The sequence below is a fragment of the Pseudomonas sp. GOM7 genome (genome assembly GCF_026723825.1).
Classification (GTDB): domain Bacteria; phylum Pseudomonadota; class Gammaproteobacteria; order Pseudomonadales; family Pseudomonadaceae; genus Aquipseudomonas.
Window position 1 is genome coordinate 1,227,092 of the sequence record NZ_CP113519.1, and the last position, 19,685, is coordinate 1,246,776.

General features: G+C 66.3%; 16 protein-coding genes. 10 read left to right on the plus strand and 6 right to left on the minus strand.

The annotated features are described in order from the left end of the window. The first annotated feature begins 54 nt into the window (after positions 1–54). From OU800_RS05570 to OU800_RS05600, 7 genes are all read left to right on the plus strand, one after another. A complete protein-coding gene (locus tag OU800_RS05570) occupies positions 55–840 on the plus strand; it encodes an MBL fold metallo-hydrolase (protein ID WP_268181842.1) in 786 nt (261 codons plus the stop codon). Positions 841–914: 74 nt separating this feature from the next. After that, the gene (locus tag OU800_RS05575) at positions 915–2,033 is read left to right on the plus strand and encodes a serine hydrolase domain-containing protein (RefSeq protein ID WP_268181843.1); all 1,119 of its coding nucleotides are present in this window, start codon (positions 915–917) and stop codon (positions 2,031–2,033) included. Beyond that, positions 2,030–2,350 carry an amidase gene (locus tag OU800_RS05580; protein ID WP_268181844.1) on the plus strand — a complete coding sequence of 107 codons (321 nt, stop codon included), beginning with the start codon at positions 2,030–2,032 and terminating at the stop codon, positions 2,348–2,350. The genes OU800_RS05575 and OU800_RS05580 overlap by 4 nt, the downstream gene beginning before the upstream one ends. Positions 2,351–2,558: 208 nt before the next feature. Continuing rightward, positions 2,559–3,707, plus strand: coding sequence for a phospholipase D-like domain-containing protein (locus OU800_RS05585; RefSeq protein ID WP_268184204.1), 1,149 nt, complete (start codon positions 2,559–2,561; stop codon positions 3,705–3,707). A 269-nt stretch (positions 3,708–3,976) separates the two neighbouring features. Next, positions 3,977–5,770, plus strand: coding sequence for a DUF1302 domain-containing protein (locus OU800_RS05590; protein WP_268181846.1), 1,794 nt, complete (start codon positions 3,977–3,979; stop codon positions 5,768–5,770). A 25-nt stretch (positions 5,771–5,795) separates the two neighbouring features. Beyond that, positions 5,796–7,163, plus strand: coding sequence for a DUF1329 domain-containing protein (locus tag OU800_RS05595; RefSeq protein ID WP_268184205.1), 1,368 nt, complete (start codon positions 5,796–5,798; stop codon positions 7,161–7,163). 170 nt (positions 7,164–7,333) lie between these two features. Then, complete coding sequence (locus tag OU800_RS05600) at positions 7,334–9,940, plus strand: LuxR C-terminal-related transcriptional regulator (RefSeq protein WP_268181848.1); 2,607 nt, start codon at positions 7,334–7,336, stop codon at positions 9,938–9,940. A gap of 96 nt (positions 9,941–10,036) precedes the next feature. Here the strand turns inward: OU800_RS05600 and OU800_RS05605 are convergent, their stop codons facing one another. From OU800_RS05605 to OU800_RS05620, 4 genes are all read right to left on the minus strand, one after another. Then, entirely contained in the window at positions 10,037–11,380 is a 1,344-nt protein-coding gene (locus tag OU800_RS05605; RefSeq protein WP_268181850.1) for a short-chain fatty acid transporter, read from the minus strand. Between the two features lie 239 nt (positions 11,381–11,619). Further along, complete coding sequence (locus OU800_RS05610) at positions 11,620–12,798, minus strand: acetyl-CoA C-acetyltransferase (RefSeq protein WP_268181852.1); 1,179 nt, start codon at positions 12,796–12,798, stop codon at positions 11,620–11,622. A gap of 128 nt (positions 12,799–12,926) precedes the next feature. Further along, entirely contained in the window at positions 12,927–13,583 is a 657-nt protein-coding gene (locus OU800_RS05615; RefSeq protein ID WP_003241428.1) for a CoA transferase subunit B, read from the minus strand. Between the two features lie 11 nt (positions 13,584–13,594). After that, entirely contained in the window at positions 13,595–14,293 is a 699-nt protein-coding gene (locus OU800_RS05620; RefSeq protein ID WP_268181854.1) for a CoA transferase subunit A, read from the minus strand. A 105-nt stretch (positions 14,294–14,398) separates the two neighbouring features. Between OU800_RS05620 and OU800_RS05625 the strand changes: the two genes are divergently transcribed. After that, positions 14,399–15,280 carry a LysR family transcriptional regulator gene (locus tag OU800_RS05625; protein WP_268181855.1) on the plus strand — a complete coding sequence of 294 codons (882 nt, stop codon included), beginning with the start codon at positions 14,399–14,401 and terminating at the stop codon, positions 15,278–15,280. Here OU800_RS05625 and OU800_RS05630 read toward each other — a convergent pair. Further along, positions 15,274–16,251 (minus strand): phosphotransferase enzyme family protein, encoded by a 978-nt coding sequence (locus OU800_RS05630; RefSeq protein WP_268181856.1) that lies wholly within the window; start codon positions 16,249–16,251, stop codon positions 15,274–15,276. The two genes, OU800_RS05625 and OU800_RS05630, sit on opposite strands and share 7 nt — an antisense overlap. A gap of 213 nt (positions 16,252–16,464) precedes the next feature. Here OU800_RS05630 and fabG point away from each other — a divergent pair, with 213 nt between their 5' ends. Both fabG and OU800_RS05640 read left to right on the plus strand, forming a co-directional pair. Then, the gene (gene fabG, locus OU800_RS05635) at positions 16,465–17,238 is read left to right on the plus strand and encodes a 3-oxoacyl-ACP reductase FabG (protein ID WP_268181857.1); all 774 of its coding nucleotides are present in this window, start codon (positions 16,465–16,467) and stop codon (positions 17,236–17,238) included. Between the two features lie 14 nt (positions 17,239–17,252). Next, complete coding sequence (locus OU800_RS05640; RefSeq protein WP_268181859.1) at positions 17,253–18,563, plus strand: aspartate aminotransferase family protein; 1,311 nt, start codon at positions 17,253–17,255, stop codon at positions 18,561–18,563. Position 18,564: 1 nt separating this feature from the next. Here OU800_RS05640 and qhpR read toward each other — a convergent pair whose 3' ends face one another. Further along, positions 18,565–19,611, minus strand: a complete 1,047-nt coding sequence (qhpR, locus tag OU800_RS05645) for an AraC-like transcriptional regulator QhpR (RefSeq protein WP_268181861.1) — start codon at positions 19,609–19,611, stop codon at positions 18,565–18,567. Between the last annotated feature and the right edge of the window lie 74 nt (positions 19,612–19,685).

Sequence of the window (19,685 nt, forward strand, 5' to 3'; positions counted from 1 at the left end):
CTGGCTGGCCCTCGTGCGCATAAGGTTGCCTGGCGATTCACCTGTGAGGTTTCCATGCGCCGCGAGCCCATCGTGCTGTTCGATAACGGCAGCCACCAATGCCTGATGTTCGATGACCTGGTCAGCGGCGAGGGCGTGCAATCCAACCAGTTCCTGATCACCGACAACGAGCAGTACCTGCTGCTCGATCCAGGTGGTGACCTGACCTATACGCCGCTGTCGCTGGAGCTGTCCAAGCACATCCCGGTGCAGGATCTGACCTACATCTTCGCCTCGCACCAGGATCCGGACATCATCGCCTCGCTGGACAAATGGCTGCTGCACACCCGCGCGCGGGTGATCTGTTCCAAATTATGGGCGCGCTTTCTGCCGCACCTGACCGCCAATTACCTGGCCCTGAGCCGGGGCATCAACACCTTCGACCGCATCATCGCCCTGCCGGATCGCGGCCAGAGCGTGCCGCTGGGCAAGTGCAACCTCAAGGCGGTGCCGGCGCATTTCCTGCATTCGGTGGGCAACTTCCAGCTCTATGACCCGGTGAGCAAGATCCTCTTCTCCGGCGACATGGGCGCGTCCATGGTCGATGACGCCACGCCGGTGCGCGACTTCGTCAACCATGTGCCGAACATGGAGGGCTTCCATCGCCGTTACATGGCCGGCAACAAGGCCTGTCGCCTGTGGGCGGCGATGGTGCGGCAGATGGACGTGGCGATGATCGTGCCGCAGCATGGCCGGCCCTTCGTCGGCGGCGAGATGATCAGCGCTTTCCTGCACTGGATCGAGAACCTCGAGTGCGGTCTCGACCTGATGGGCCCCGAGGATTACTGCCTGCCCAAATGAGTGTCGCGGCCGGCGCTTCAAGTCGTCATCGTCGGCATGCTAGGGTGCGCCTCGATTCCCCATCGAGGCCGCCCATGCCCACCTTCTCCCTTCGTCGTCTGAGCCTGACGCTCGGCCTCTGCCTGCTGTCCGGGTTCGTTCAGGCAGAAAATTGGCCGCAACCTGACTGGCAGAGCCAGGCTGCGCCACCGTCCGCCGCCATCGCCGAGCTGGAGGCTTATGCCTTCGCCCCGCGCGACGATGCCGAGCGCAAGGGCGTGCGCACTGACGCGCTGTTGGTGGTGCGCGATGGGCAGATCGTCTACGAGCGCTATGCCGCGCCGACCACGGCGCAGACGCCGCACCTGACCTGGTCGATGGCCAAGAGCCTGTTCGCCAGCGTGCTTGGCGTGGCCTATGGCGAAGGGCGCTTCAAGCTCGATGCACCGGTGGCGCAGTACTACCCGGCGATGGCCGAGCACCCGCAGATCAAGATGGGCCACCTGCTCAACTGGGCCTCGGGCCTGGACTGGCAGGAGGACTACGAATACGCCCCGCTGAAATCCTCGGTGATCGCCATGCTCTACACCCGTGGCCGGGGCGACATGGCCGCCTTTACCGCCGCGCACCCGGCCGATGCCGCGCCGGGCACGCGCTTTCGTTATTCCAGTGGCGACAGCAACCTGCTGGCGGCTGCGCTGCGTGGCATGGTCGGCGAGCAGGCCTACGCCGACTACCCCTGGACGGCGCTGTTCGAGCCGCTGGGCATCCACAGCGCGGTGTGGGAGCGTGACGCCAGCGGCACCTTCATCGCCTCGTCCTACGCCTACCTCAGTGCGCGCGATCTGGCCCGTGTCGGCCTGCTGATGCAGCGCGGCGGGCGCTGGGGCGAGCGGCAGTTGCTGCCGACCGCCTGGGTCGACTTCGTCTCCACACCCTTCGCCGCCTATCAGCCGCAGACTGCCAAGCCGGGCGATGCGGTACCAGGCGGGCAGTGGTGGCTCAATGCCGAACTGCCCGGCAGTTCGCGGCCCTGGCCGGATGCCCCGGCCGACACCATCGCCGCGTTGGGCCACTGGGGCCAGGGCCTGTATGTGATGCCGAAGGAGAAACTGGTGGTGGTGCGTTACGCCGATGACCGCGATGGCAGCTTCCAGCACAACGAACTGCTCAAGCGCGTGCAGGCGGCCTTCGCCCAGGAGGTGCAGCCATGATCCGCCGTCATCCGATTCTCAGCGTGCTGGTGGTGCTGCTCGTTGTGCTGCTGGCCTGGGCCTGGCCGAATCGTGTCTACCTGCAGGCCTTCCCCGACATCATCGGCGCCTACACGGCCAAGGAGTATTGCTCCTGCCGTTACGTCAGCGGTAATCCTGCGCCCTATTGCGCCGGCTACGTGAAGCAGTACGTGCCAATCAGCAGCCTGATCGACGACGAGAGCAGCAAACGCGTGACCGCCAGTGGCCTCGGTCGTACCCACAGCGCGGCCTGGCTGGGCGAGCGCCAGGGCTGTCAGTTGTTGCCCAACGAATAGCGCGAATCCGTGGCTGCTTGGTAAAACGCTCCCGGATTGCATCCGGGTTACTTCTTTCCGGGAGCGCCTGCCAGGCTTTGCAAGGCCGGGCTTGGGGGCTATTGTTGCCGGCTGGACAGGTCGTTCGCCGAGCCCTTATGCATCCTTCGCCTTTCGCACCGCTGCTGACTGCCGCCTTGCCCATCGTGATGGCGTGTTGAGCATGGCCGTGCGCGGCAGCATCTTCCCCTGGCGCGGTGGCAACCGCTTCGAGCTGCTGCTCGATGGGCCGGTATTCTTTCCGCGCATGCTGGCGGCCATCGAGGCGGCGCAGCACCAGGTGGAGCTGGAGTTGTACCTGATCGAGGATGGCCGCTGCAGCGAACGTCTGGTGCAGGCCCTGTGCCGTGCCGCTGCACGCGGGGTGAGCGTGCGTGGGTTGTTCGATGCCTATGGCGCAGCCGGTCTGGGCGCTGCCTTGCGCCAGCGGCTACTGGTGGCGGGCGTGCAACTGCGTTGGTACAACCCGGTGCGCTGGCGTCGGGGTATGCGCAACTTCCATCGCGATCACCGCAAGCTGCTGCTGGTGGACCGGCGCCTGGCCTATGTCGGCGGCACCGGTTCCACCGACGAATTCTGGCTGCCGGATGCGCCGCAGAGCGCCTGGCACGAGGCCATGGTGGAAATCGAAGGGCCGCTGGTGGACGACTGGCAGCAACTGTTCGAGCACCAGTGGCGCACGCGCTTCTCCTGGCGACCAAACCACACGCCCGAGCCTCTGCGTTTGCCGGAGCGCCCGGCGGCCGGGCTTGGTCTGGGGCGGGTGGCCTATGCCGATGCGGCGCAGCACCGTGACATCCTGCTGTCGCTGTTGCGCGCCCTGCGTGGCGCCAAGCAGCGTGTCTGGCTGGCCACGCCTTATTTCTTGCCCACCTGGAAGGTACGCCGCGCCCTGCGCCGCGCTGCCGCCCGTGGCGTGGAAGTGCGCCTGCTGCTGGCCGGGCGCCATACCGATCATCCGCCGGTACGCTTCGCCGGCCAGCGCTATTACCCCCGCCTGCTCAAGGCCGGGGTGCGCATCTTCGAGTATCAACCGCGCTTTCTGCACCTGAAGATGGTGCTGGTGGACGACTGGGTCAGCGTCGGCTCGTGCAACTTCGACCACTGGAACCTGCGCTTCAACCTCGACGCCAACGTCGAGGCACTCGACCCCGCGTTCACCCAGGCGGTGGCGAGCAGCTTCATCGCCGACTTCACCGCCAGCCGCGAGATCACCCTCGACGACTGGCGCCAGCGCCCCTGGTGGCGCCGCGTGCAGCAAAGGCTCTGGGGCTGGCTGGATCGTTTGGCGGTGAATCTGCTGGATCGCTGGCGCTAGGAACCGTCGCCGTTTCGCTGCGCCGGATTGCGGCAGGGCCGGGCGGTGATCCGCACGGTGATCCGCGCCCCCTACTGCCTGTGCTCCGATAGTTCCCCGCAGCCTTGATGACCCATCATTCAGCAAGCTGAGGTCGGCCCGTTTGCGCCCGTGTCAGGGCGCCATTCATCCTTTCGGGCGACAGGCGAAATCCCTCCTTGGTGCGCTTATCCGTCGTCTTCTGCCCGCCTAGGGTTGGCGTTGCCGTACCCAACACCTAGGAGACCCGCATGACAAGAACAACAGGGCCCGGACTATTCCAGCCACGCACCTTGGCTTTGGCTGTCACCGTCGGTTGCGCCGCGCCGGCGCAGGCCGTCACCTTCAACATCGGCGAGCTCGAAGGGCAGTTCGACAGCTCGCTGTCGGTCGGCGCCAGTTGGTCGACGCGCAGCCCGGATCGCGACCTGATCGGCCCCAACAACGGTGGTCAGGGCCAGGCGCAGACTGGTGACGACGGCCGCCTGAACTTCAAGAAGGGCGAGACCTTCTCGAAGATCTTCAAAGGCATCCACGACCTGGAGCTGCGCTACCGCGATACCGGCGTCTTCGTGCGCGGCAAGTACTGGTACGACTTCGAGCTCAAGGACGAAGGCCGCCGCTTCAAGGATATCGATGACCACAATCGCAAGGAGGGCGCCAAGTCATCGGGAGGGGAGATCCTCGATGCCTTCGTCTACCACAATTACGCCATCGGCGATCTGCCCGGTACGGTGCGGGTCGGCAAGCAGGTGGTGAGCTGGGGCGAGAGCACCTTCATCGGCAACAGCATCAACTCCATCAATCCCATCGACGTGGCTGCCTTCCGCCGCCCCGGTGCGGAGATCAAGGAGGGCCTGATTCCGGTGAACATGCTCTACCTGTCGCAGAGCCTCAGCGACCGTCTGAGCATGGAGGCCTTCTACCAACTGGAGTGGGATCAGACCATCCTCGACAACTGCGGCACCTTCTTCTCCACTGCCGATGTGGCCGCTGACGGCTGTGACGACGGCTATCACATCGGCTCGCCGGCCATCGCGCCGCTGCAGCCGGTCGCTGCCGCATTCGGCCAGGGCTTCCGGGTCGACCGCGAAGGGGTGATCCTGCCGCGTGGCGGTGATCGCGATGCCCGTGACAGCGGCCAGTGGGGCCTGGCCCTGCGCTGGCTGGGGGACGAAACCGAGTACGGTGCGTACTTCATGAACTATCACAGCCGCACGCCCATCGTCAGTACGCGCAACGCCGGCCTAGCGACCCTGGCCGCGCTGCCGGGAATCATCGGCACGGCCAATGGCATCGCCCCGGGTAGCGGCGCCGGCCTGGCGCAGAGTGTGATGCTCGGCAACGGCCGCTACTACCTGGATTACCCCGAAGACATCCGCCTCTACGGCCTGAGCTTTTCCACCACGCTGCCCACCGGCACTGCCTGGGCGGGGGAGATCAGCTATCGACCGAACCTGCCGCTGCAGATCAACACCACCGACATGACCCTGAGCCTGCTCAACCCCATCGCTCCCGGCACCGCGCCGGTCTCGGCAGGGCCAGGGCAGGACAACGTCGGTTACCGGCGCAAGGAAGTCACCCAGGTGCAGACCACCTTCACCCACTTCTTCGACCAGGTGATGGGGGCCGGGCGCTTCACCCTGGTGGGCGAGATCGGCATGGCCCATGTCGGCGGGCTGGAGAGCCGCGAGGATCTGCGTTACGGCCGTGACTCGTTGTTCGGTGCCTACGGTTTCCGTGGCGACACCCACGGCTTCGTTACCAGCACCTCCTGGGGTTACCGCGTGCGCGGCATCTGGGAGTACAGCAACGTGTTCGCCGGGGTGAACCTCAAGCCGAACCTCTCCTGGTCGCACGACGTCGACGGCTACGGCCCCAACGGCCTGTTCAACGAAGGCACCAAGGCCGTGAGCTTCGGCATCGATGCCGACTACCGCAATACCTACACAGCCAGCCTGTCTTACACCGATTTCTTCGGTGGCGACTACAACACCGCGGTCGACCGCGACTTCCTCGCGCTCAGCTTCGGCGTGAGCTTCTAAGACGTACAGGATCAGAGGCATGCAGATGAACACCACCCTGAAAATGATCGGCGCGCTTTCCCTCGGCCTGCTGGCCTTGAGTGTGCAGGCCGCAGTGAGCCCCGAGGAAGCGGCCAAGCTCGGTACCAGCCTGACCCCGCTGGGCGCCGAGATGGCCGGCAACGCCGCTGGCAGCATCCCGGCCTGGACCGGCGGCCTGCCGGTCGACGCCGGCGCCGTGGACGAGCGCGGCTTCCTGGCCGACCCCTACGCCAACGAACAGCCGCTGTTCACCATTACCGCGCAGAACCTGGAGCAATACCGCGAGCACCTCACCGCCGGGCAACTGGCCATGTTCAAGCGCTACCCGGACAGCTACCGCATGGCGATCTACCCGACTCACCGCAGCACAGCGGTGCCGGACGCGATCTACGCAGCGGCCAAGACCAGCGCCCTGAAGACCGGCTTGCGCGACGGTGGCAACGGCCTGACCGATTTCACCGAAAGCCGCTACTACGCCTTCCCGATTCCGCACAACGGCCTGGAAGTGGTATGGAACCACATCACCCGCTATCGCGGCGGCAACCTCAAGCGCAGCATCGTGCAGGCCTCGCCGCAGACCAACGGTGCCTATACTCTGGTGCATTTCGAGGACGAAGTGGCCTTCCCTGACAACGTGCCGGATCTCGACCCGGCCAAGGCCGAGAACACCCTGCTGCTGTTCAAGCAGCGGGTCACCGCGCCGTCGCGTCTGGCCGGCAACGTGCTGCTGGTGCACGACTCGCTCGACCAGGTCAAGGAGCCGCGCATGGCCTGGCTCTACAACGCCGGCCAGCGTCGTGTGCGTCGTGCTCCGCAGGTGGCCTACGATGGCCCAGGCACCGCCGCCGACGGCCTGCGCACTTCGGACAACTTCGACATGTTCAACGGCGCCCCGGATCGTTATGACTGGAAGCTGGTGGGCAAGCGCGAGGCCTTCATTCCCTACAACAACTTCCGCCTGGCCTCGCCGCAGGTGAAGTACAGCGACATCCTCAAGGCCGGCCACATCAACCAGGATCTGGCACGCTACGAACTGCACCGGGTCTGGGAGGTGGAGGCCACGCTCAAGGAGGGCGAGCGCAACATCTACGCCAAGCGTCGCTTCTTCGTCGACGAGGACTCCTGGCAGATCGCCCTGTCCGAGCACTACGACGGGCGTGGTCAGCTATGGCGAGTCGGTGAGGCCATGTTGTTCCAGCAGTACGACAAAGAGGTGCCGGTATACGCCCTGGAGGCGCTCTACGACATCATTGCCGGGCGTTATCTGGCCATCGGCATGGCCAACGAGGAGCGCAGCGCGATTCAGTACGGCACAGAGGCCTCGGCCAAGGACTTCACGCCAGCGGCCCTGCGGAACGCGGGCGTGCGCTGAACACTCAACAGCCTAAAGCAAGCCGGTACCGCCCTGTGCGTCGCCGGCTTTTTTGTGCGCACCTCGCTCGCGTGAATCTCACACCATAAGCACCAAGGGGTGGTGGTGCGAGGTGAGCGGGGTACCATCGCCAGGTGGTTCAACAATGACAAGCAGAGAGAACCGCTGCCATGCCGACCCTTGCCATCGCTCGCCCGAGTGCGCAGCAGGTGCAACCTGCCGACCTGCCACGGCTGCCGCCGTGCGTCGTTTCCCGCTCCACCTTGCTACAGCGCCTGCTCTGCAGCGAGTCGCGCCTGCGTTTGCTCTGTGCACCGGCCGGTACCGGCAAGAGTGTGTTGCTCGGTCAGTGCGCCCGGCAGACGCCCACGGCCATCGAGCGGGTCTGGCTCGACCTCGGCGGGCGTAGCCTGACGCCGCTGCAATTCTGCAAGCGACTGGCCAAGGCGCTGCAGGTGTCGCTGGACGACGCCGACGAAACGGCGCTGCTGGAGCGGCTGCATGAGCGCGCCGGGCGCCTGTGGATTTTCATCGACGACTACCCGCGCCAGGCCGATGACGCACTCGATGCCTGCTTCGACCGGCTGTTCGCCGCTGCGCCGGCAAGTGTCACCTGGTGGGTCGCCAGCCGCCGCACACCCGCCTGGAACCTGCCGCGCCTGTTGTTGCAGGGCGATCTGCTGGAGATCGAGGGCGGGGAACTGGCGTTGGACGAAGACAGGTTGAGCGAACTGCTGGCCGAGTTGCACATCGAGCTGGCCGATGACTGTCGACAACTGCTGCTGCAGCGCAGCGAGGGCTGGCTGGCGGCCATTCGCCTGCTGTTGCTCGATGCCGACGAGGCAGCACTGCGCCAGCGTCTGCAGGACGGTTGTCCGTTGCTGCGTGACTACGTGCAGCACGAAGTGCTGGCCGAGCTGGACGACGAACTGCGTAGCCACCTGCACGCCCTGGCCTTGCTACCACGTTTCTCCGCGGCGCTCTGCGAACATCTGTTGGAAGGAAGCGGCAATGACTTGCTGGCCAAGTTGCAACGACGCCAGTTGTTCGTACGCAGCCTCGACAGCAGCGGTACCTGGTTCCGTCTGTGGCGGCCGCTGGCCGAGGTGCTGCGGCGCTTGCCGGGGGCGCCGCTGCCCGCTGCGATCCATGTGCGCGCCTGCCAGTGGTTCGCCCAGCGGGGCGATATTCGTGAGGCCGTCGAACATGCCCTGCAGGCCGGGCAGGTGGAAGTCGCGGTCAACTACCTGCAGCGTTTCGATCAGGAGCAACTGCTGCAGGGGCATTCGGTCGCGCAACTGCTGCAATGGCGCGAAGAACTGCCGGCCTGGCTGTTCGGCAGTTCGCCACGGCTGATCGTGTTGCAGGCCTGGGCGCTGATCATCTGTGCCCGTTTCGACGAGGCTCGCACCTGCATGCAGGGGCTGGCGCACTTCATGCCGCAACCCGATGCCCGCCGCCAGCGCAAGCTGATCGCCCACTGGCAGGCCTTGATGGGGGTGCTGGCGCGCCAGTGCGGACGTCGCGATGCACGGCTGCATTGCCAGGAGGCGTTGCCAATGCTGGACGAGAGCAGTTGGTCGCAGCGTGTGCTCTGCTACCAGGCCCTGGCGCAGCAGCACATGGCCGAGCAGGCTTTGAGCCAGGCCAAGCAGGCGCTGGATCAGGGGCTGCATCTGGCGCGCCGTCATGGCAGCCTGATTTTCGAGGCATTGCTCAACACCGATCATTGCCTGCTGCTGCAGATGCTTGGCGAGACCGAGCGAGCCGCCGAGCTGGCCGAGCAGTCCCTGGCCTTTCTCCGCGAGCACTGCAACCACAGCCCGGTGCTCGGCCGTCTGCTCCTGCTGCGAGCCAGCCTGCTCGCCCGCCAGGGGCTGGACGAGGCGGCGCAGCAGGCCTATCGCCAAGGCCTGCAGGAAGCCGAACGTTGCGAGGACGCCTACACCATTTCCGGCTACCTGGGCCTGCTGGAACTGGCCGAGGTACGCGGCGATCTCGACGAGGCCCACCAGTGGCTGCAGAAGGCCGAGCGGGTCATGCAGTGGTCGCACGTGCCGGAGGTGCGTTACCGCGGCGTGCTGCAACTGCACGCCGGGCGTCTGCTGCTGCGCCAGGGGCAGAACGAACGGGCGCGCGAGCTGTTCGCCCAGACCCTGCAGCAATTGCAACAGCGCCAGCAACTGGCACCTTCGGAGTTCTACGACCTGCTGCCACGGCTGCGCCGCTATCTGGCGATCAGCGATCTGCTGCTCGGTCACCATGCGGCGGGCGAGCACGCGCTGCAGTTATTGCTGGAGGAGTGCCAGTTGGCCGGGCATCGCAGCATGGCGTGCGAGTGCCGCTTCGCGCTGGCCGAGGGGTTGTTGCTGCAGGGGCGACAGGAGCAGGCCGATGCCTTGCTGCAGCAGGCCCTGGGAGAGGCGCGGCAACTGCGCTTGCTGCGCCCCGTGGAAGAGCTGCGGCAACGCCAGGAGCACTGGCTCAAGCGCCTGCTGCCGGGCGAGGCTGCGCATGATTTGCATCGACGCCTGTTGCAGCCGGCGCCGGCGCTGGATGAGCCGGCCAGTGCCGGGACGGCGCTGCTCAGCTCGCGGGAGCTGGTGGTGCTGCAGTTGATCGCCCAGGGCTGCTCCAATCAGGAGATCGCCGATCGCCTGTTCATTTCGCTGCACACGGTCAAGACCCATGCACGGCGGATCAACGTCAAGCTCGGTGTGCAGCGGCGCACCCAGGCGGTGGCCATGGCCAAGGCGCAGGGGCTGATGGGGGGCTGAGTTCGGCCTGCTGCGCGTCGGCGCTGCTGCGTTAGAAGCAGGCTCGTATCGCTCTCGCTCGCGAGCCCTCCCGGTGCGTTGATCACGAGCGGGGATTCAGCCGAGCAAGTAGAACGCGCCGCAGATCACCACGCCCGAGTACAGCAGCATGATCAGGCAGTAGCCCATGATGTCGCGGGCGCCGAGGCCGACGATGCCGAGCAGTGGCAGCGCCCAGAATGGCTGGATCATGTTGGTCCAGGCGTCGCCCCAGGCAATCGCCATGGCGGTGACGGTGGGCGAGACGCCCAGTGCCTGAGCAGCCGGCAGCATGATCGGGCCTTGCACGGCCCACTGGCCGCCACCGGACGGCACGAACACGTTGACCACGCCTGCGCTGAGGAAGGCCAGCAGCGGGAAGGTGTCGGCCGACGACCAGGAAATGAACGCCTCGGTGATCTGCCGGCCGAGGGAGATGCCGTCGGCGTTGGCGCCCATCATCATGCCCATGATCCCGGCATAGAAGGGGAACAGCAGGACGATGCCGCCGATGCCGCGCACGCTTTCGTCCACCGCCCGCATATAGCGTTCCGGGGTGCCGTGCATCAGCAGGCCGCTGAACAGGAAGATGGCGATGACCACGTCCAGTCCGAGGACGAAGCCCTTGCTGGCGAAGTGGTTGAACAGGTAGATGCCGGCCATGGCCACCAGCGCCAGGCCGAGGATGCGGCTATCGTCCAGGCGCTGCGCCGGGGTATCACGGGCCGGCAGTTCGGCGCGTGATTCCACCAGCTTGGCGGCATCGGCCACCTTGGCGTGCTGCCGCGGGTGCATGGCGCGGTTGAGCAGCGGCAGGCCGATGGCCAGCAGGGCGACGATGGTCAGGTTGAGCGGGCTGAACAGGGTTTCGCTGATGCTCACCGGATCGGTCAGCACGCCTGCGGTGATGCGTGCCAGATCCGGGCCACCGGTGGCCATCGACAGCGGAATCGAGCCGGCCAGGCCGCCGTGCCAGACCAGAAAACCGGAGTAGGCCGAGGCTACCAGCAGCGGGTAGTCGACCCCATCGACCTTGCGCGCCAGAGCGCGGGCGAATACGGCGCCGATCACTAGGCCGAAGCCCCAGTTGACCCAGCAACCGACCAGCGCTACCAGGGTGACCATGATGATCGCCTGGCCCGGTGTGCGCGCCAGGCTGGCCAGACGGTCGAGTTGACGGTTGATGATCGGTGCGCTGGCCAGGGCGTGGCCGGTGACGAAGATCAGCGCCATCTGCATGGCGAAGCCGAGCAGCGTCCAGAAACCGCCGCTCCAGTGCTGCACCATGGCCGGCAGCGACTGGCCGGTAGAGAAGATACCGGCGAGCAGCACGCCCAGGGTGAGCAAGGCGGAGAAAACGAAGGGCGAGGGCAGGTACTTCTGTACCAGGCTCACGCTCATGCGGGTGAGGGTGTTGAACATGGGGGACGCCTCTTTCTTATGGTTGTGTGGCTTTGACCAGGCATTCTAGGTTGGCTGCGCCTGGCTGGTTGAAATGACAACGCCCGGCACCAGGCCGAGCGGTTCGACGTAGCCCGGATGCAATCCGGGAATTCCTTGCCAGGTTTCCCCGGATTGCATCCAGGCTACGGCAGTAGGGTGGATGTCGCTGTTTACATCCACCCAAGCGGTGGATCGATGAAGCGCGATCCACCCTACGGTCAACGCTCGATGGCCAGCGCCACGCCTTGGCCACCGCCGATGCACAGGGTGGCCAGACCCTTCCTGGCGTCGCGGCGGATCATCTCGTGCAGCAGGCTCACCAGCACGCGGCAGCCCGAGGCGCCGATGGGATGGCCCAAGGCGATGGCGCCGCCGTTGACGTTGACCTTGTCGGCATCCCAGCCCAGTTCCTGGCCCACGGCCAGCGCCTGGGCGGCGAAGGCTTCGTTGGCCTCGATCAGATCCAGTTCATCTAGGCTCCAGCCAGCCTTGTTCAGGCAGCGACGGGTGGCCGAGACAGGGCCGATGCCCATGATCGCCGGGTCGACACCGGCATTGGCGTAGCCGGCAATCCTGGCCAGCACCGGCAGACCGAGCGCTTGTGCCTTGGCTGCGCTCATCAGCAGTACGGCGGCGGCGCCGTCGTTGAGGCTGGAGGCGTTGCCGGCGGTGACGCTGCCGTCCTTCTTGAACGCCGGCTTGAGTTTGGCCAGGGATTCGGCAGTGGTGCCGGCACGCGGTTGCTCGTCACGGGCGAAGGCGATGGGGTCGCCCTTGCGCTGCGGGATCAACACCGGGGTGATCTCGGCGTCGAAGCGACCGGCCTCGATGGCCGTCACAGCCTTCTGCTGCGAGGCGGCGGCGAAGGCGTCCTGGGCTTCGCGGGAGATCCCATACTTCTCGACGAGATTCTCCGCCGTGATGCCCATATGGTAGTCATTGAAGGCGTCCCACAGGCCGTCGACGATCATGCTGTCGAGCATCTGCGCGTGGCCCATGCGCAGGCCGGTGCGGGCTTTCGGCAGCACGTAGGGCGACAGGCTCATATTCTCCATGCCGCCAGCGATCACCACCTCGGCATCGCCGCAGCGAATGGCCTGGGCCGCCAGGTGCAGGGCTTTCAAACCCGAGCCGCAGACCTTGTTCAGGGTCATGGCCGGCACGGCATGCGGCAGGCCGGCGCGGATAGCGGCCTGGCGTGCGGGGTTCTGACCACTGCCTGCGGTGAGCACCTGGCCGAGGAGCACTTCATCGACCTGGACGGCGTCGAGGCCGGTCTGCTCCAGCAGGCGCTTGATGACGATGGCGCCGAGTTCGGGCGCGGGAATCTCCGCCAGGCTGCCCTGGAAGCTGCCGATGGCGGTGCGGGTGGCGGCGACGATAACGACGTCTTGCATGGGGAATCCTCTTGGCTCGAAAGGCGGAAAAGCTTCGCGAATGAATTCGCTCCTACAGGGCAAGTGACCGATATAAAAACACCCCGCAAAACGCCAGGCGTGGTGGCGTTTGCGGGGCGGTAGGCAACTTAGAAGCTCATTTCCGGCACATGCTCCGGGACGATCAGCTTGCCGGCGGTCTTGGCGACGATCTCCTCTACGCTTACGCCCGGCGCGCGTTCGCGCAGGATGAAGGCGTTGTTCTCGATCTCCAGATAAGCCAGGTCGGTCAGCACCTTGCGGATGCAGCCGCAGCCGGTCAGCGGCAGGCTGCAATGCTCCAGCAGCTTGGATTCGCCGTCTTTCGAGGCGTGGGTCATGGTGACGATGATGTTGTCGGCACCGGCCACCAGATCCATGGCGCCGCCCATGCCCTTGACCAGCTTGCCGGGGATCATCCAGGAAGCGATGTTGCCGCGCACATCCACCTCGAAGGCGCCGAGCACGGTGAGGTCGACATGGCCGCCACGGATCATGGCGAAGGACTGCGACGAGTCGAAGATCGCCGCGCCCTTGATCGCGGTGACGGTCTGTTTGCCGGCGTTGATCATGTCGGCATCGACTTCTTCCTCGGTAGGGAAGGCGCCCATGCCGAGCAGGCCGTTCTCCGACTGCAGCATCACCTGCATGCCCTCGGGTACGTAGTTGGCCACCAGGGTCGGGATGCCGATACCGAGGTTGACGTAGAAGCCGTCCTGCAGTTCGCGGGCGACGCGCTGGGCCATTTGTTCACGGGTCAGTGCCATTCCGGTTTCTCCTAGGCGCGCAGGATGCGTTTTTCGATGCGTTTCTCGAAGCTGCCGCAGATCAGCCGGTCGACGTAGATGCCCGGGGTGTGAATCTGCGTGGGGTCGAGTTCACCGGGCTCGACGATCTCTTCGACCTCGACCACGGTGATGCGCCCGGCAGTAGCGACCACCGGGTTGAAGTTCTGCGCGGTGTGGCGGTAGACCACGTTGCCGAAGTGGTCGGCCTTCCAGCCTTTGACGATGGCGAAGTCGCCGGTGATGGCCGGTTCGAGGATGTAGTGGCGGCCATTGATCTCGCGCGCCTCCTTGCCTTCGGCAACCGGGGTGCCGTAGCCGGTGGCGGTGAAGAAGGCGGGGATGCCGGCACCGCCCGCGCGCAGCTTCTCGGCCAGGGTGCCTTGCGGGGTGAGTTCGACCTCTAGTTCGCCGGAGAGCAGTTGCTGCTCGAACAGGGCGTTCTCGCCGACGTAGGAGGCAATCATCTTGCGGATCTGCCGGTCTTCCAGCAGCACGCCGAGGCCGAAACCGTCGACGCCGCAGTTGTTGGACACCACGGTCAGGTCGCGCACGCCACGGCGGCGGATCTCATTGATCAGGTTCTCGGGGATGCCGCACAGGCCGAAACCGCCGGCCAGCACGGTCATGCCGTCCTGCAGGCCGTCCAGGGCTTCTGCGTAGCTGCCGACGCGTTTGTCGAGTCCGCTCATTCGAGGCTGCCTCTTTGTTGTTATCGGGTGTGAGGCCAAGCTTCTGCGCTGTGAGCTTATTTGTTAAGTTTGTTTTTCCTCTTGATTGATCAGGTAAATAAATCAATGACCGTCAAGCAGCTACGCGCCTTTCTCGCCGTGGCGCAGAGCCTGAGCTTCGCCCAGGCCTGCGAACGGCTGCATCTGTCGCAGCCGGCGCTGAGCCTGGCGATCAAGAACCTGGAGCAAGCGCTCGGTGGCCAGTTGCTGGTGCGCACCACCCGCAGCGTGGCGCTGACCCCCGAGGGCGAGACGCTGCTGCCGATTGCCGTGCGCCTGCTGGCCGACTGGGACAACGCCGAGGATCTGCTGCGCCAGCACTTCACCCTGCAGTTGGGCAAGGTAGCGGTGGCGGCCATGCCGTCGTTCGCCGGCAACCGTCTGCCGGCGGCGCTGCGCGCCTTTCGCGACGCCTACCCACGGGTCAATGTGGCGGTGCATGACGTGATCAACGAACAGGTGATGGAAATGGTGCGTGACGGTCGCGTCGAGCTGGGCATTGCCTTCGAGCCGGCGACCCTAGACGGGCTGCAATTCACACCGTTGTACGAGGACCGTTTCGTCGCCGTGGTGCCGGCTGCCAGTAACCTGGCTGAATACACAGCGCTGACCTGGGCGCAGTTGCTAGAGCAGCCCTTCATCACCCTGCAGCGGCCATCGGCGGTGCGCCTGCTACTGGAAGACAGCGTGATCGCCCGTCACGGCAAGCTGCCGGTGGCCTTCGAGAGCCATCAGTTGGTCACGGTCGGGCGCATGGTCGCCGAAGGCCTGGGCGTCAGCGCCGTGCCGCAACTGTGCCGGCAGCAGATGGAAGACCTCGGCGCGCGCTGCCTGCCGCTGAGCGAGCCGCAGGTGTCGCGTCGCGTCGGCCTGTTGCACCAGGCCGGGCGCCAGCTATCCAGTGCCGCGCAGGCCTTGAGCGAGGTGCTGTTGCGCCAGGCTCAGTAGAGGCGTAGCCGTCCTTCCAGGTAGGCCTCGCACAGCGGCAGGCAGCGGCTGGCCCAGTCCGACCCCAGCTCCTGCACGGTGCGGGTTTCGGCGTGGGTGCCGGTCCAGGCCAGCAGTTGCAGGCGGCGCTGCACGACGAAAGCCGGAATCATCGCCAGCTCGGCGTCGCTCAGGCCGTGCTCGCGGGTGTAGCCCTGCAGCCAGTGGCTGACCCAGCGCGGCACGTCTGGATGATCCTCGTGAAAGCTCAGGGCCGAGGCGAGGTCGTGCAGGTACCAACCGAAGCCGCAGTCGTCAAAGTCGATCACCCGCGTGCGCTCGCCCTGCACCAGCAGGTTGGCCAGGCGCAGGTCGGCGTGGATCAGGCCGAAGCGTTCGCTGCTCTGGCCATAGGCGGCCAGCTCCTCGGCCAGGCGCAGTAGCGTGGCCTCGATCAGTGGCTGCTGCGCCGCGCTCAGGTTGGGCGCCTGGCGCCAGTCGCCCCAGTGCCCATCGGCGCCGAGCATGCTGGCGTGATCCCAGCACAGGCGCTCGAAGCCGGCTGGCAAAGGCCAGTCGCGCGCCTGGCGATGCAGGCGGGCGTTGATCGCGCCCAGGCGCTCGAAGGAGGCCAGCAGATCCTGCCGGGGATCCGGTTCCGTGCCGTCGATCCACTCGAACAGTACGGCATGGCGTTCCTGGCCGGCCAGTTCGAGTTGCTGTAGGCATTCGCCATCCAGGCCGGGCAGGGCCTTGGGCACCTCCACACCCGATGCGCGCAGGGCATCGAGCCAGTGCAGTTCGCTGCGGATCGCCTGGGCGCTGTGGTAGGCCGGGCGGTGCAGGCGCAGCACATGACGCACGCCTACGCCGTGCACGGCGTAGGTGGCGTTCTCCGACAGGCAGAGCAACTGCAGACGGCCCCGGCATGACGCGGGGTAACGCGCGAGCATGGCCTGGGCTAGCTGATCGACGGTGGCGGCCTGAAGCATGGCGGGCGCTCCTGATGACTGACGATGAGGCCAGCATCGCCATGGCTCGCTCTGGCGGCTTGACCGTGCCTGGCGAAAACTTGACCGCTCGGCACAGACAGCGCCCCGGCAGGGGTGGATTTGATCGCTCGCCACGCAACTTGTGCTCTGCGGTCAAGTGTTCGGCGCGGGGCAGGGCGAGGATGGCGTCATCCATTCGATAAGGAGCCCTCCATGTTCACTTCCCTGCAAGGCAAGCGTGTACTGGTTACCGGCGGCAGTGCCGGCATTGGCCTGGGAATCGTTCGCGGCTTCGCCCGCGAAGGCGCACGCGTGGCGCTCAGCGCACGCAATGGCGAACGGCTCGCCGCCTGCGTCGAGGCCTTGCGCGAGGAGGGGCTGGACGTGCAGGGCTTCGTCGCCGACGTGGCCAGTGTCGCGTCGGTGCGTGGCCTGGTCGATGAGGTGGCGCAGGCCTTCGGCGGCCTCGATGTGCTGTGCTGCAATGCCGGGATCTTCCCCTCCGGCAGCCTCGACGAACTGAGCGAGGCGGACTGGGATCAGGTGCTGGCGACCAATGCCAAGGGTTCCTTCCTCTGCGTGCAGGCGGCGTTGCCTTATCTGCGCCAGGCCGAGTACGGGCGGGTGATCCTCACCTCGTCGATCACCGGGCCGGTCACCGGTTTTCCCGGCTGGGCCCATTACGGCGCGAGCAAGGCGGCGCAATTGGGCTTCATGCGCACCGCAGCCATCGAGCTGGCGCGCGACGGCATCACCATCAACGCCGTGCTGCCCGGCAACGTGCTCACCGAAGGGCTGCAGGAGATGGGCGCGGACTATGTGGCGAGCATGGCCGCCTCTGTGCCGCTGCGGCGCCTCGGCAGCGTCGATGACATCGCCGCTGGCGCGCTGTTCTTCGCCTCGCGCGAGGCGGGCTACATCACCGGGCAGAGCCTGATCATCGACGGTGGCCAGATCCTGCCCGAGTCGTTGCAGGCGCTGGGCTGAGACGGAGGCGCAGGATGCTCAAGGTCAATGCCTTCGAGAGTGAACAGATCGCCACTCTGGATGCTGCGCGCCAGCGCCTGGTGGAGCGGCGACAACGCCTGCTGGGGCCGGCTTACCAGTTGTTCTACGATCAGCCGCTGCATCTGGTGCGCGGGCGGGGCGCCGAGGTGTTCGACAGCGTCGGTCGCGCCTACCTGGATCTGTACAACAACGTCCCCTCGGTGGGGCATTGCCACCCGCACGTAGTGGCGGCCATGGCCAGCCAGGCGGGGGAGCTGAACATCCACACCCGCTATCTGCACGATGGCATCCTCGACTATGCCGAGCGCTTGCTGGCAACCCTGCCGGAGATGCCCGCGCACGTGATGTTCACCTGCACCGGCAGCGAGGCCAACGACCTGGCGCTGCGCATCGCTCGCGACCATAGCGGCGGTACGGGGGTGATCGTCACCCGCTACGCCTACCACGGCATTACCACGGCCATTGCCGAGCTGTCGCCGTCGATGGGCGAGTACGTGCCGCTGGCCGGCGACGCACGCCTGGTCGATGCGCCGCTGCACCGGCCACAGCAGCCCGAGCAGGTGGGCGCGCAGTTCGCCGCGCAGGTGCGCGCGGCACTGGCGGACATGCGCCGGCACGGCATTCGCCCGGCGGCTCTGCTGGTCGATACCCTGTTCACCAGCGACGGCGTGTTTGCCGATCCGCCGGGCTTTCTCGCCGAGGCGGCGGCCGCTGTGCGCGAGGCGGGCGGGCTGTTTATCGCCGATGAAGTGCAGCCCGGCTTCGGCCGCACCGGCAGCCACTTCTGGGGCTTTCAGCGGCATGGCCTGGTGCCGGATCTGGTGACCCTGGGCAAGCCGATGGGCAACGGTCACCCGCTGGCCGGGGTGATCTGCCAGCCGCATCTGGTCGAGCGCTTCGGCCAGTGTGCGGCCTACTTCAATACCTTCGGTGGCAACCCGGTGGCGGCGGCGGTGGGCCTGGCGGTGCTGGAGGTGATCGAGGCGGAAGGCTTGCAGGCCAATGCGGCGCGGGTCGGGGCGTTGCTCCAGGCCGGGCTTGGCAGCCTCGCCGCGCGTTATCCGCAGCTCGGCGAGGTGCGCGGCGCTGGTCTGTTCATCGGTGTCGATGTGCTCGATGACGAGGGGCGCGCCGATACTCGTGGCGCGCGGCGGCTGGTCAACGCCCTGCGTGACGAAGGCGTGCTGATCGGCGCTTCCGGGCCCGCCAGCAACGTGCTCAAGATCCGCCCGCCACTGTGCCTGAGCGCCGCTCAGGGCGAACGTTTCCTGGAAGCACTGGACGCCGTTCTCGCCCGAAGTTAGCTCAGTGTCCTGAATGGCGCGCCTGCTGCCACTGCCGTGGGCTGAGCCCATGCCAGCGGCGAAAGGCGCGGGAAAAGGCGCTCAGCTCGGAATAGCCGAGCAGGGCGGTGATCTCGGCCAGGGCGACACCCTGTTCCAGGTGCAGGCTGGCCAGCTCGCGGCGGGTCTGGTCGAGCAGGGTCGAGAAGTTCAGGCCTTCATCGTTGAGGCGACGTTGCAGCGTCCAGCTAGGCAGGCGCAGGCCGTCGGCCAGTTTCTCCAGGCTGGGTTCGCCGCTTTCCAGCAACAGACGAATCTGCCGCCTGGCCTCGTCCATCAGGCCGTGACGGGGTGCGCCTTCGACCGTACTGCTGGCAAGTTGGCGCAGGTTGTCGAACATCAGCGCCAGCAGGCGGGCGTCGCGCCCCGGCATCGGCTGCTCCAGCACGCTGCGCTGGAACACCAGGGCATTGCTCGGTTGATCGAAGAAGGCCGGTGCATCGAAGGCCTTGCAGTGCTCGTACCAGGCCTCCGGGCGGGCGTGCTCGAAGTGCACCTGCTCCGGTGCCCAGCGCGTGCCGAGGGCGTGGCGCATCAGGTTGAAGAACATGCCCAGCGACAGCTCGGCATCCTGGCGTTTGTGCAGGATGCTGCCGTGCTGCACCTGATAGTCCAGCCGGCACAGCGGGCCTTGCTCGTCGAGCCTGAGCAGGCTGCCCTGCTGGTGGTAGGGAAAGGCCCGTACCACGTTGCGCAGGGCGTCGCCGAGGGTGGCCGAACTCATGCCGATGTAGCCGAGCAGGCCGAGGGCATCGGGCTTGAACTGGCGCCCATAGCGCAGGCCGAAGTGCGCGTCGTGCGTCTGCCGTGCGGCCTCCTCGAACACTGCGCAATACTGGTGCAGATCGAGGCTCAGGGTCGGCTGGCTGAGGCATTCGGGGTCGATGCCGGCGCGCCCGAGAATACGATCCGGGTCACCCCCGGATTGCTGGATGAACGCCACCAGGCCCGTGGCTGCCGAGGCCAGAACGCCGACTCGGTAAGACCTGTCCGTTGCTGTGTAGGGCACCTTGATGCTCCGTTGGAACGCAGGTCTTTCACGGCATTCAAGAAGCGTTCCACGCACCAGCCAGCGCGTTGCGG